10 protein-coding genes and 1 tRNA gene are annotated in these 12,186 nt (G+C 73.3%); 5 read left to right on the forward strand and 6 right to left on the reverse strand.

All coding sequences use genetic code 11. From position 1 onward, the window contains the following. Positions 1 to 6: 6 nt before the first annotated feature. The 3 genes from LN652_RS11610 (at position 7) to LN652_RS11620 (ending at position 5,238) form a co-directional block, all read left to right on the forward strand. Positions 7 to 3,546, forward strand: a complete 3,540-nt coding sequence (locus tag LN652_RS11610) for a heterodisulfide reductase-related iron-sulfur binding cluster (RefSeq protein WP_230440789.1) — start codon at positions 7 to 9, stop codon at positions 3,544 to 3,546. A 203-nt stretch (positions 3,547 to 3,749) separates the two neighbouring features. Next, on the forward strand, positions 3,750 to 4,295 hold the full coding sequence (locus LN652_RS11615) for a toxin-antitoxin system HicB family antitoxin (protein WP_230440790.1): 546 nt from the start codon (positions 3,750 to 3,752) through the stop codon (positions 4,293 to 4,295). A gap of 94 nt (positions 4,296 to 4,389) precedes the next feature. Next, positions 4,390 to 5,238 carry a DUF4097 family beta strand repeat-containing protein gene (locus LN652_RS11620; RefSeq protein WP_230440791.1) on the forward strand — a complete coding sequence of 283 codons (849 nt, stop codon included), beginning with the start codon at positions 4,390 to 4,392 and terminating at the stop codon, positions 5,236 to 5,238. A 148-nt stretch (positions 5,239 to 5,386) separates the two neighbouring features. Here the strand turns inward: LN652_RS11620 and LN652_RS11625 are convergent, their stop codons facing one another. From LN652_RS11625 to dcd, 6 genes are all read right to left on the reverse strand, one after another. Next, entirely contained in the window at positions 5,387 to 6,325 is a 939-nt protein-coding gene (locus LN652_RS11625; protein WP_230440792.1) for a siderophore-interacting protein, read from the reverse strand. After that, positions 6,322 to 7,173, reverse strand: a complete 852-nt coding sequence (locus LN652_RS11630; protein ID WP_230440793.1) for an ABC transporter ATP-binding protein — start codon at positions 7,171 to 7,173, stop codon at positions 6,322 to 6,324. The genes LN652_RS11625 and LN652_RS11630 overlap by 4 nt, the downstream gene beginning before the upstream one ends. Next, on the reverse strand, positions 7,170 to 8,237 hold the full coding sequence (locus LN652_RS11635; RefSeq protein ID WP_230440794.1) for a FecCD family ABC transporter permease: 1,068 nt from the start codon (positions 8,235 to 8,237) through the stop codon (positions 7,170 to 7,172). The genes LN652_RS11630 and LN652_RS11635 overlap by 4 nt, the downstream gene beginning before the upstream one ends. A 2-nt stretch (positions 8,238 to 8,239) precedes the next feature. Then, positions 8,240 to 9,274 carry a FecCD family ABC transporter permease gene (locus LN652_RS11640; RefSeq protein ID WP_230440795.1) on the reverse strand — a complete coding sequence of 345 codons (1,035 nt, stop codon included), beginning with the start codon at positions 9,272 to 9,274 and terminating at the stop codon, positions 8,240 to 8,242. Beyond that, positions 9,271 to 10,308, reverse strand: coding sequence for an iron-siderophore ABC transporter substrate-binding protein (locus tag LN652_RS11645; RefSeq protein WP_230440796.1), 1,038 nt, complete (start codon positions 10,306 to 10,308; stop codon positions 9,271 to 9,273). The genes LN652_RS11640 and LN652_RS11645 overlap by 4 nt, the downstream gene beginning before the upstream one ends. Before the next feature lie 252 nt (positions 10,309 to 10,560). Further along, positions 10,561 to 11,136 (reverse strand): dCTP deaminase, encoded by a 576-nt coding sequence (dcd, locus tag LN652_RS11650; protein WP_230440797.1) that lies wholly within the window; start codon positions 11,134 to 11,136, stop codon positions 10,561 to 10,563. A gap of 56 nt (positions 11,137 to 11,192) precedes the next feature. Here dcd and LN652_RS11655 point away from each other — a divergent pair, with 56 nt between their 5' ends. Together LN652_RS11655 and LN652_RS11660 are read left to right on the forward strand one after the other, a co-directional pair. Then, entirely contained in the window at positions 11,193 to 11,954 is a 762-nt protein-coding gene (locus LN652_RS11655) for an SGNH/GDSL hydrolase family protein (protein ID WP_230440798.1), read from the forward strand. A 42-nt stretch (positions 11,955 to 11,996) separates the two neighbouring features. After that, positions 11,997 to 12,072: transfer RNA gene (locus LN652_RS11660), tRNA-Gly, on the forward strand. The last annotated feature ends 114 nt before the right edge of the window (positions 12,073 to 12,186 follow it).

Genomic DNA, 12,186 nt, shown 5'->3' on the forward strand with positions numbered 1-12,186 from the left:
TCCTACATGCAGATCTTCGCGATCGTCGTCTCGTTCGCACTGACCGTCGCCGCCGTCGCCCTCCTGGTGCCGGCCGTACGTCGGATGCTGGGCGTGATCCGCTCGGGCCAGCCGGCTCCGGGGCGCAACGGCAACCCCTCGGGGCGCGCCGTGACGATGCTGAAGGAGACGTTCCTCCACACCCGGATGCTGCAGTGGCACTGGGTCGGCGTCATGCACTGGTTCGTCTACGCGGCGTTCCTGTTCCTCAGCACGGCCGTGCTGGCGGCCTACTTCCAGCTCTTCTCGCCGAGCTTCGCGTGGCCGCTGATCGGCCACTGGTACCCGTACGAGTGGTTCAGCGAGCTGATCGGGCTACTCAGCACCGTCGGCATCGTCTACCTCATCGTCTACCGCCAGAAGCACCACCCGCGCTCCGAGGGCCGCCGCAGCCGCTTCTTCGGCTCGACGTTCTGGCAGGCCTACTTCGTCGAGGCGCTCGCCCTGCTCGAGGGCGCGGCGATCCTCTTCGTCCGCGCGGCGGAGTGGAAGCTCGACGAGGACGCGGGGCGCTCGCACTACCCGATCGCCTCGTGGATCGGCGACGCGTTCTACTCGAACGACCCCGGCACGCTCGAGAACGTCATCTACGCCATCGCCGCCTTCAAGATCGCGCTCGCGATGATCTGGCTGATGGTGATCGCCCGCAACATCACCATGGGCATCGCGTGGCACCGGTTCACCGCCTGGTTCAACATCTACTACAAGCGCGAGGAGGACGGCAGCACCGCGCTCGGCGCGATGAAGCCGCTGACCTCCGACGGCAAGGCCGTCACGCTCGACGACATCGACGACCTCGACGAGGACTCCACCCTCGGCGTCGGCACGGTCGAGGACTTCTCCTGGAAGGGCATCCTCGACTTCACCACGTGCACCGAGTGCGGCCGGTGCCAGTCGCAGTGCCCGGCGTGGAACACCGAGAAGCCGCTGTCGCCCAAGCTGCTGATCACCAGCCTGCGCGACCACGCGTACGCCAAGCACGACGGCGACGAGGCCCACCGCGAGCGCCAGCTGGTCGGCGTCGGCTCCAAGGGCGAGACCGCCGGCTCCGGCGAGGACGTCCTCGACTGGTTCTACAACCCGGCCGACGGCGACTTCGTCATCGACGAGGACGTGCTGTGGAGCTGCACCTCGTGCGGCGCCTGCGTCCAGCAGTGCCCGGTCGACATCGAGCACGTCGACCACATCATGGACATGCGCCGCTACCAGCTGCTCGTGGAGTCGAACTTCCCGGCCGAGCTCAACCAGCTCTTCAAGGGCCTGGAGAACAAGGGCAACCCATGGAACATGTCGGCCACGGCCCGCATGGACTGGGCCAAGGGCCTGGAGTTCGACGTGCCCGTCGTCGGGGAGGACCTGGAGTCCCTCGAGTCGGTCGACTGGCTGTTCTGGGTCGGCTGCGCCGGCGCCTACGAGGACCGCGCGAAGAAGACCACGCGTGCCGTCGCCGAGCTGCTCGACATGGCCGGCATCTCCTTCGGCGTGCTCGGCAACGGCGAGACCTGCACCGGCGACCCGGCCCGCCGCGCCGGCAACGAGTTCGTCTTCCAGGGCCTGGCCCAGCAGAACGTGGAGACGTTCAAGGAGTACAAGGTCAAGAAGGTCGTCTCGACCTGCGCCCACTGCTTCAACACGCTCAAGAACGAGTACAAGGACTTCGGCATCGAGCTCGAGGTCGTCCACCACACCCAGCTGCTCAACCGCCTGGTGCGCGAGGGCAAGCTGACCCCGGTCAAGGAGGGCGCGGGCGCCGCGAAGCGCTCGATCACCTACCACGACCCGTGCTACCTCGGCCGCCACAACCAGGTCTACTCCCCGCCGCGCGAGCTGCTGCAGATCCTGCCGGGCGCCGAGCTCGTCGAGATGGAGCGCAACTCCGAGCGGTCCTTCTGCTGCGGCGCCGGCGGCGCGCGCATGTGGATGGAGGAGAACCTCGGCGAGCGGATCAACATGAACCGCACGAAGGAGGCCGTCGGCACCGGCGCCGACCAGATCGCCGTCGGCTGCCCGTTCTGCCGCGTGATGCTCTCCGACGGGCTGACCTCGCAGCAGGCCAAGGGCGAGGCCCGCGAGGAGGTCGAGGTCCTCGACGTCGCGCAGATGCTGCTCGCGTCGGTGAAGGGCGAGCAGGCCACCAAGGCCGCACCCGGCTCGGCCGCTGCGGCCGCGCCCGCCGCGTCCGCGGCCGCCGCCACCACCGACGTGGCGACCAAGGACGAGCCGGAGACCGGCGACGTCACCGTCACCGAAGACACGGTCACCGAGACCGCGGACGCCGGTCCGGCCGCGAAGGCCTCCGGCGGGACCTCGCTCTTCGACACCCCTGCCGACGAGAAGCCCGCGTCGGGCGGGTCGCTGTTCGACACCCCCGCCCCCGAGGCACCCGCCGCGGCCGAGCCGAAGGCGGAGCAGCCCGCGGCCGAGGCCGATGCCAAGCCCGCGGCGGCGCCGGCCGCCTCGACCGACCTCGGCTCGGGTGGCTCGCTCTTCGACCTCGGTACGCCCGAGCCGGAGCCCGCCGCGGAGCCCGAGCCGCAGGCCACCGCCCAGCCCGCCCCGACCCCGGCGCCTGCGCCGACCGTGTCGCCGACGACCGACCTCGGCAGCGGGGGCTCGTTGTTCGACATCGCCGCCCCGGACCCGGCACCGGCCGCGCCTGCCGTAGCGGCTGAGTCTCCCAGCGACTCAGCTCCGACCAAGGCCCCCGAGCCCGAGCCCGCCGTGGCGGCTGAGTCTCCCAGCGACTCAGCTCCGACCAAGGCCCCCGAGCCCGAGCCCGCCGTGGCGGCTGAGTCTCCCAGCGACTCAGCTCCCACCGGCGCCCCGCAGTCCGCGCCGACGCCCACGGCGGACATCGCCGGACTCGGGTCGCTGTTCGACCTCGAGGCGCCGGCAGCCGCGGAGCCGACGGCTGAGGCGCCGGCAGCCCGGGCGCCCGAGCCCTCCCCGAGCCCGCGGCCGGGGAGGCCGAGGCCGCTCCGGCGGCTGCGGAGCCCGAGCCGGAGCCTGCGCGCCGTCGTCGACCGCCAGCGTCTCGACGCCGACGACCGACGTCGACCTGGGCAGCCTCGGCTCGCTCTTCGACCTCGAGGCACCCGAGACGACGACCGCGACCACGGCGGGCGCGGCGTCCACCCGGCGCCGGCGTCCGCCGAGCCGGCCGCGGCAGCCCCGACCGAGGCACCGACCGAGGCCGCCCCGGCGGCGGACGTGACGGCCGAGGCGACGGAGCCCGAGCCCCAGCCCGAGCCCGAGACGGCGGCCGCCCCGCCGAGCGGCGCGGACCTGAGTCAGGCGGCGACGTTCCGTGACCCCGAGGACCTGCCGGCCCAGCCGGCGACCACGGAGCCGGTCGCGAAGGTCCCGGACGAGTCGACGGCCACCGAGGAGCCGCAGGCCGAGGAGCCGCAGGCCGAGGAGCCGCAGGCCTCGTCGTCCGACGCGCCGACGCACACCCCGCGCACGGACGTCGACATCAGCGGGTCGGGTTCGCTCTTCGACCTCTGACGGTCCTCCCCGCCGTCCTTCTCCACACCCCTCCTCGGTAGTCCGCTGCAGTCGACCGGTCACAACCACTCCGCGACCGGCCGATCGCAGCGGACTACTGGAGAGGCTGTGGACGAGGCGACGGCAGCCTGACATCACCGATGACACCATCTGATGTCACCAAGGGGTTGACGTGACATCACACTGATGTCAGAGTGGTGCGCATGGACATCACGCCGTACGTCGACTCCCTCCGTCGCGACCTCGTCGCCGCGGCCGAGGCGGGGAGCGACGAGCTCAAGCAGGCCGCCGAGCGGCTGGCCTACGCCCTCGACCCGAGCGCCCGCCTCGCGCTGATGGAGGCCATCTCCCACGCGGCGGCCGAGATCACCGCCGAGCTGCCCGAGGGCAACGTCGACGTCCGGCTGGTGGGGCGCGAGCTCGACTTCGTGGTCGAGGTCGCGCCGCCGGCCGCGATGCCCGAGCCGCCCGCGCCGCCGGCGCCCCCCGCCCCGCCCGAGGAGCCGGACGGCGACCTCGCGCGGATCACCCTCCGCATCCCCGAGGCCGTCAAGGCGCGCGCGGAGGAGAAGGCCGCGGCCGCCGGCCAGAGCCTCAACACCTGGCTCGTCGGCGTGGTCCGCAGCGCGACCAGCGACCACGCGATCAACGTCGACATCGACCTCAGCAGCGTGCCCTTCGTGGGCTACGACCCGTTCGCCTCCACCCGGAAGCAGGGCAACAACCGCCGGATGACCGGCTGGGCCTGAGCGCCCCGCACCACCGACCCTCCCTCGCACCACGCGGACCGGCACCGGCCGGCCCGTCGGCCGACCACACCCTCACGCAGGTTGGAGACACCCCATGAGCAACCACCAGGACCACACCTTCGACACCCCGGAGCCGATCGAGCTGTACGTCGAGAACGGCCGCGGGCTGGTCGAGGTGACCGCGAGCGGCACGACCGTGACCAGCGTCCGGATCACCGGCGAGCGCGCGGAGGAGTTCGAGGTCCGCGACCTCGAGGACGGGACCGGGTCGCGACGCATCGCGATCCTCGCGCCCCAGCGCAGCGGCGGCTTCCTCGGTCGCGACCCGCGCACCGACATCGTCGTCGAGGTGCCCGTCGCGAGCGCGCTCACCGCCAAGGTCGGCAGCAGCGACGTCCGGACCCGCGGACGCCTCGACGACACGCGCGTCGAGACCGGCTCGGGCGACGTCACGCTCGACGTCGTCGACGGCTCCACGCTCGTGCAGTCCGGCTCCGGCGACCTCGAGGCCCACCACCTCGCTGGCGACGCCCGGATCAAGACCGGCTCGGGCGACGTGGTCGTCCGCAGCGCCGCGTCCTCGCTGGTCGTGTCCACCGGCAGCGGCGACGTACGCGTCGACGCCGCGGGCGACGACCTCGCTGTCAAGACCGGGTCGGGCGACGCCGCGATCGGCTCGCTGGTCGGCGAGGCCGTCTTCACGACCGGTTCCGGCGACCTGGTGGTCGCCGAGGCCGGCCCCGGGCGGGTCACCGCCAAAACCGCGAGCGGCGACGTCCGGATCGGCGTGGTCGCCGGGACGCCGGTGTGGACCGACGTCCGCACCGCCAGCGGCCGGCTCTCGTCCTCGCTGCCCCGCACGGGCGAGCCCGCCCCCGACCAGCCCTACCTCGAGGTCCGCGCGACCACGGCCTCGGGCGACGTCACCCTCCACCAAAGCTGACCCCCGGGTCACGACACCGAAAGGAGCACGGCCATGCACGACACGTTCACCGACCTCGAGCTCATCGCTCGCCACCGCATCGCCGAGCGGGTGCGCTACTCCCCCCGCTCCCCCAAGCGCCGCTGACGCAGGCGCCGGGCGCCGCGGGTCAGGACCTCATCGCGACCCCGCGGCGCCAGTAGCCCATGAAGGCGACCTGCCGCCGGTCGAAGCCCAGCTCACCGACGAGGTGTCGCCGCAGCCCGGTGACCACCTTCGACTCGCCCGCGATCCAGGCGTACGTCCCGCCGACACCGCCGACCTCGGCCGGCACCTCCTCGCCGGAGGAGGAGTAGGACGGCGTCTCCCACAGGTCGGGGTCGACCTCGTCGGGAGCCACCTCGACGGGGGCGCCCGCGATCCCGAGGTGGGCCACCACGGCCTCGTGCAGGGCGACCCCGTGCTCGCGACCCTGGCGCGGCAGCCAGACGACGTCGACCCCGGCGGGACGGCGTACGTCCTGCACGTCGCCGGTGACCGGCACCTCGAGGAACGCGGTGCCGACCGCGTCGTCCGGCAGCTGCTCGAGCACCGTGCAGATCGCCGGCACGGCCGTCTCGTCGCCGACCAGGAGCAGGTCCGCGCCGGGCGCGGGGGTGAACTCGATGCCGCCGTAGGGGAAGCCACGGCGCGGGGCGAGGACCACGATCCGGTCGCCGACGGAGGCGGTCGAGGCCCACGTGGAGCCCGGTCCGACCAGGTCGCCCTCCAGGTGGAGCACCAGGTCCACGACCAGGACGGTCTCCTCGCCGGAGCCGAGGACGTCACGGACCGTGTAGGTCCGCATGTGGCCGCGCTCGGCCGGGGACTGCTGCGACCAGGTCGCGTACCACGAGTCGTCGACGCCCTCGGTCGAGGTGATGCCGCCGGTCACGGGGTCGGGGAAGACCAGCTTGATCCGCTGGTCCCAGCGCGGGCCGTCGACGCCGAAGTCGGCCAGCCCGGCGCCGCCGAGACCGACCCGGACGAAGCTCGGCGAGAGCCGTTCGACCCGGACCACCTCGACCTCGGTGAAGAGCAGGGGCAGCGGTGCGGCGGTCACGGTCATCGGGTCTCCTGGGTGGACGGGCCGGTCGGGACGGGGCGGGCGCGCGGGCGGTGGCGGCCCACGGGGACCACCAGCGGGGTGTGCGAGACGGGGTCCTCGACGACGCGGTTGTCCAGTCCGAAGACGGTCCGCACCACGTCCTCGGTGACGACCTCGGCGGGCGTGCCGGAGGCGACGACCCGCCCGTGGCGCAGCGCGACCAGGTGGTCGGCGTAGCGCGCGGCGAGGTTGAGGTCGTGCAGGACCATCACGATGGTGGTGCCACGGCGGGCGTTGAGGTCGGCGAGCAGGTCGAGCATCTCGACCTGGTGGGCGACGTCGAGGTAGGTGGTCGGCTCGTCGAGGAGCAGCAGGTCGGTGCCCTGGGCCAGCGCCATCGCGATCCACACCCGCTGCCGCTGACCGCCGGAGAGCTCGTCGACCACCCGGTCGGCGAGCTCGAGGGTGTCGGTGAGCACCAGCGCCTCGGCGACCGCCTGCTCGTCGGCGGCGGTCCAGCGGCCGAACGGGCCGTGGTGCGGGTGGCGCCCGCGGCCGACGAGGTCGGAGACGGTCACGCCCTCGGGCGCGATCGGGTTCTGCGGCAGCAGGCCGAGGGTGCGCGCGACCCGGCGGGTCGGCAGCCGGTGGAGCACCTCGCCGTCGAGCAGCACGCTGCCGCCGCGCGGCTTCAGCAGCCGGGCCAGCCCGCGCAGCAGGGTCGACTTGCCGCACGCGTTGGCGCCGACGATGACGGTGACCTCGCCGGGCGGCACCGCGAGGTCGAGGTCGTCGACGACGGCGGTGTCGGCGTAGCCCAGCGTCAAGCCGCGGGCCTCGAGCCGGTGGGTCTCGTGCGTGGCGGTCATGCCGCCCTCCTTCCGCGCTGTGCGGTGACGGGGCCGCGGGCGAGCAGCCAGAGCAGGAACGGGGCGCCGAACGCGCCGGTCACGACGCCCACCGGCAGGTTGATGTCGAGGGCGTACGCCCCGGCGTGGTCGGCGACGAGCACGACGAGGGCGCCGACCAGCCCCGAGGCGAGCAGGGTGGTGCGTCCGCGGTTGAGCGCGCGGGCGATCGGCCCGGACACGAAGGCGACGAACGCCACCGGACCGGCCGCCGCCACGCCCACCCCGACCAGCAGGGTGGCGAGCAGCATCAGCAGGTCCGTGCGGCCACGCCCGACGCCGAGGCCCGTCGCGGTGTCCTCGCCCAGCTCGGTGGCGCGCAGCGACCGGGCGACCCACGCCGTGACCGGCAGCAGCACGACGAGCGCCAGCGCGAGCTGGCCGATCGTCGACCAGGCGACACCGTTGACGCTGCCGGTGAGCCAGCGCAGCACCAGCTGCACGTCCCACTCGTCGACCCGGGTGAAGACGTACTGGATGACCGACTGCATCGCGGCGGCGAGCCCGATGCCGGCCAGGACGAGACGGAAGCCGGAGTGGTCGCCGGCGACGAGGCGTACGAGCAGCGCGACCGCGAGCGCGCCGCCGACCGCGGCGAGCGACACGGCGCCGCCCGACCAGCCGGCCAGGGCAATCGCGGAGACGGCGGCCGCGCTGGCGCCGAGGCTGACCCCGACCACGTCGGGGCTGGCGAGCGGGTTGCGCAGCGTGGTCTGGAAGATCGCGCCGCCGACGCCGAAGGCGAGGCCGACCAGCACCGCGAGCACGGCCCGCGGCAGCTTGGACTCCATCACGATGTAGGTGGCGCCGGGGATCTGCTCGCCGGACAGGATCCGCACGAAGTCGGGGATCGTCACGGTGTAGTCGCCCAGCAGCACCCGGACGGCGAAGGCGCCGACGACGGCGAGCAGCAGTCCGCCGACGACCCGGCGGTGGTGGCGCCGCGGTCCCCGGCGCGCCCGGCGCACCACGTCGAGGGCGTCGGCCGCGGCGCGCGGCGGGGCGGTCGGGCGAGAGGTCGTCACGGTCACAGGGCCCTCCCCGTGCGGCGTACGAGGGCGACGAACACCGGCACGCCGACGACGGCGGCCATGATGCCGACCTGCACCTCGGCGGGCGGGAGGACGACGCGGCCGGCGGTGTCGGCGAGCACGACGAGGGCCGCGCCCGCGAGCATCGAGAAGGGCAGCACGCGCCCATGGTCGGGGCCGACGAACACCCGCACCACGTGCGGGACCACGAGCCCGACGAACGCGACCGGTCCCGCGAGTGCCGTCGCGGTGCCGGCCAGCAGCACGATCGCGAGCGCGACGACGAGCCTGTCGCGGGTCGTACGACGTCCGAGCCCGCGGGCGAGGTCGTCGCCCAGCGCGAGGGTGTTGAGCACCCGCGCGCCCGCCAGCGCGAGCAGCGCCCCGACGACGAGAAACGGCAGACCCGTGAGCAGCACGTCGACGCCGCGGCCGGCGACGGTCCCGACCTGCCAGAACCGGAAGCTCTCCATGGTCTTGCGGTCAGCGAGCAGCAACCCGGTGGTCCAGCTGGCCAGCCCGGCGCTGAGGGCCGCGCCGGTGACGGCGAGCTTCATCGGGGTGGCGCCGTCGCGGCCGAGCGAGGCGACGGTTTGCACCAGGACGGCGGCGACCGCGGCGCCGAGGAAGGCGAGCGGCAGGAACTGCGCCATCGTCGCCGCGCCGAACGCGGTCATCCCGACGACCATCGCGAAGGTGGCGCCGGCGTTGACGCCGAGGATGCCCGGGTCGGCCAGCGGGTTGCGGGTCAGGCCCTGCATCAGGGCGCCCGCCAGCCCTAGCGCCGCGCCGACGGCGAGCCCGAGCAGGGTCCGGTCGACGCGCGCCTCGACCACGGCGTGGAGCGGGTGGTCGGCGTCCCAGACCGCCGCGAGCGGCACCGTCCGCGCGCCGACCAGCACCGACAGCGCGCCGGCCGCCACGACCACCACGAGGGCGACCGCGACGGCGGCGGGCAGGCCGCGACGCCGCGGGCCCCGGCCGTGCGCGGCGGGGCCCGCGACGTCGCGGGCGGGGGTCAGCGTGGTCACGCGCCCTGGACGGCCTTCACGACCTGGGGCAGGAAGTCGCTGATGATCACCGGGATCGACAGCGGCGTGGGGTTGGTCGAGGCCATCGCCTTCTGCTTGTCGGTCTCGGCGTACCAGTGGCCGTCGGCGACCGCCGGGATCTCCCCGACCAGCTTGTCGTCGCGGATCGTGTCGACCGCGTCCGCGGAGTCGACCCAGGTCACGAACACGTCGGAGTCGAGGTCAGCCGCCTTCTCCGCCGAGACGGTGCCGTAGAACTCGCCGGGCTTGATCGCGTCGGCGACGGCCGGGGCGTCGACCATGCCGAGGTCGCGCAGGATCGAGACGCGCGGGTCCTGCGGGGCGTAGATCCCGACCGTCGACAGGTCGGTGGTGGTGAGGTAGCCGTAGATCAGCGAGGCGCCCTGGAGGTCGGGGTTGTCCTCCTTGGCCTGCTCGATGGTGGCCTCGGTGTCCGCCTCGACCTGCGCGGCGAGCTCGGTGCGCCCGAGGGCCTCCCCGACCAGCTCGAGCGAGTCCTGCCAGCTGGTGGTCCACGGCGCGTCGGGGTAGGCGACGACCGGCGCGATCTTGGAGAGCTTGTCGTACTCGGCCTGGGTGATGCCGGAGTTGGTGGCGAGGATCAGGTCGGGTGCGAGCTCGGCGACCTCGTCGATCGGCGCGCCGTCGGCGTCGTCGTAGCGTACGGGCGCCTCGGCGCCGGCCTCCTCGACCGCCGCGTCGAACCAGTCGGTGGACTGGCCCTCGTTGCCGCCCCACGTGATCGCGGTCGCGCCCACCGGCACGACGCCGAGCGCGAGCGCGTGGTCCTGGTCGGTCCAGCCGAGCGTCGCGACGCGGGTGGGCTCGGACTCGATGGTCGTGCTGCCGAGCGCGTGCTCGATGGTGACCGGGAAGGCGTCCGGGTCCGCCGAGGTGGTCGCGGTCGGCTCCGCCGCGGTGTCGGTGGCGCTGGTGGACCCGGTGCTGCAGCCGGTGAGGGCGGCGACCAGGAGGGTGGCCGCGGCCAGGGGCGCGGCGAGCGTTCGCTTCATGGGGGCTCCGTGCGTGATGAGGTGAGGCTGACCTAACTAAGGACAGCCTAATCACACTCGGCGCCAATTACGTCACGCGGGCATGACCTAATCCACGATCCGGACGCGCGGGCCCTCCACAGCCCCCACCAGTAGTCCGCTGCGATCGGCCGGTGCGCGCAGGCCGAGGACCGGCCGATCGCAGCGGACTACCGCGGGGGGTGTGGATGGGCGGCCGGGCGGGGCTTGCCGTCGTGCGCGCGGAGGTAGGCGTCAGACCTGCGTGCGGTGGAAGTTCTGGTAGGACCGGCTCGGGGTCGGGCCGCGCTGGCCCTGGTAGCGCGAGCCGTACTTCTCGGAGCCGTACGGGTGCTCGCTGGCAGAGGACAGCCGGAAGAAGCAGAACTGGCCGATCTTCATCCCGGGGTAGAGCTTGATCGGGAGGGTGGCGACGTTGGCCAGCTCGAGCGTGACGTGGCCGGAGAAGCCCGGGTCCACGAAGCCGGCGGTGGCGTGGGTGAGCAGGCCGAGGCGACCGAGCGACGACTTGCCCTCGACGCGCGCGGCGATGTCGTCGGGCAGCGTGACGATCTCGTAGGTCGAGCCGAGCACGAACTCGCCGGGGTGCAGGATGAACGGCTCGTCGCCCCCGGGCTCGACCTCGCGGGTCAGGTCCGACTGGTCGGCCATCGGGTCGATGTCGGGGTAGCGGTGGTTCTCGAAGACCCGGAAGTAGCGGTCGAGGCGCACGTCGATGCTGGACGGCTGCATCATCGCGGGGTCCCACGGGTGCAGGCCGATCCGCCCGGCGTCGATCTCGGCACTGATGTCACGGTCGGAGAGCAGCACGCAGCCGACACTAGGGCACCTTTCGAGCCGCGAGGAGGGGTCGCCACAATGGATCGGTGACCTTCCACCGCTACGTCGCCCTGGGCGACTCGTTCACCGAAGGCGTCGGCGACCCCGACCCCTCCCGCCCCAACGGGCTGCGCGGCTGGGCCGACCGCGTCGCCGAGGTGCTGGCGGAGCAGACCGACGACTTCGGCTACGCCAACCTCGCCATCCGCGGCCGCAAGCTCGCCCCCATCGTGGCCGAGCAGGTCGACGCCGCGATCGCGCTCGAGCCCGACCTGGTCACGATCCACGGCGGCGGCAACGACGTGCTCCGCCCGCGGGTCGACCTCGACGCGCTCGCCCGGACGTACGACGGCGCCATCTCCCGGCTGAGCGCCACCGGCGCGCGGGTCGTCATGTTCACCATCTTCGACCCGGGCGGCGGCGGCATCTACGGCCCGGTGCGCGGCCGGATGGCGATCTTCAACGAGTGGGTGCGCGAGATCGCCGACCGCCACGGCGCGACCGTGGTCGACATGTGGCGGATGCGCGACGTCGAGATCGACGGCGCGATGGACACCGACCGGATGCACCTCAACTCCTCGGGCCACGCCTACATGGCCCACGCCGTCCTCGAGGCGATCGGCGTCGAGCACGGCCGCGAGCCCGTCGTGGTCGAGCCGCTCCCGGTGCTGGCCCGCCGCGAGCAGTGGCGCGCCAACGCGCAGTGGACCCGCGAGTTCCTCGTCCCGTGGGTGCACCGCCGGATCACGGGGCGCTCGTCGGGCGACACGGTCACCCCCAAGCACCCGGGCTTCTCGAGCGTGCGCTGACCCCGTCGGGTAGTGTTCGGCCCGCCGTCCCCGGACGGCACTGCGGATGTAGCTCAGTTGGTAGAGCGCGACCTTCCCAAGGTCGATGTCGCGAGTTCGAGTCTCGTCATCCGCTCCACGTGTCCCTCGCGGCTCGTCCACAGGCCGCTGCGGTAGTCCGCTGCAGTCGGCCGGTCCGGCGGGCCCGTCGACCGGCCGATCGCAGCGGACTACCCCTGGGCGTCCACAGGCG

Source organism: Nocardioides okcheonensis (assembly GCF_020991065.1).
GTDB classification, from domain to species: Bacteria; Actinomycetota; Actinomycetes; order Propionibacteriales; family Nocardioidaceae; genus Nocardioides; species Nocardioides okcheonensis.

Bases quoted from the DNA above. Each gene is read 5' to 3' on its own strand.
- LN652_RS11630 (WP_230440793.1), bottom strand. From the start codon at position 7,173: ATGACCGCCACGCACGAGACCCACCGGCTCGAGGCCCGCGGCTTGACG.
- LN652_RS11645 (WP_230440796.1), bottom strand. From the start codon at position 10,308: ATGAAGCGAACGCTCGCCGCGCCCCTGGCCGCGGCCACCCTCCTGGTC.
- LN652_RS11625 (WP_230440792.1), bottom strand. From the start codon at position 6,325: ATGACCGTGACCGCCGCACCGCTGCCCCTGCTCTTCACCGAGGTCGAG.
- LN652_RS11615 (WP_230440790.1), top strand. From the start codon at position 3,750: ATGGACATCACGCCGTACGTCGACTCCCTCCGTCGCGACCTCGTCGCC.
- LN652_RS11620 (WP_230440791.1), top strand. From the start codon at position 4,390: ATGAGCAACCACCAGGACCACACCTTCGACACCCCGGAGCCGATCGAG.
- LN652_RS11610 (WP_230440789.1), top strand. From the start codon at position 7: ATGCAGATCTTCGCGATCGTCGTCTCGTTCGCACTGACCGTCGCCGCC.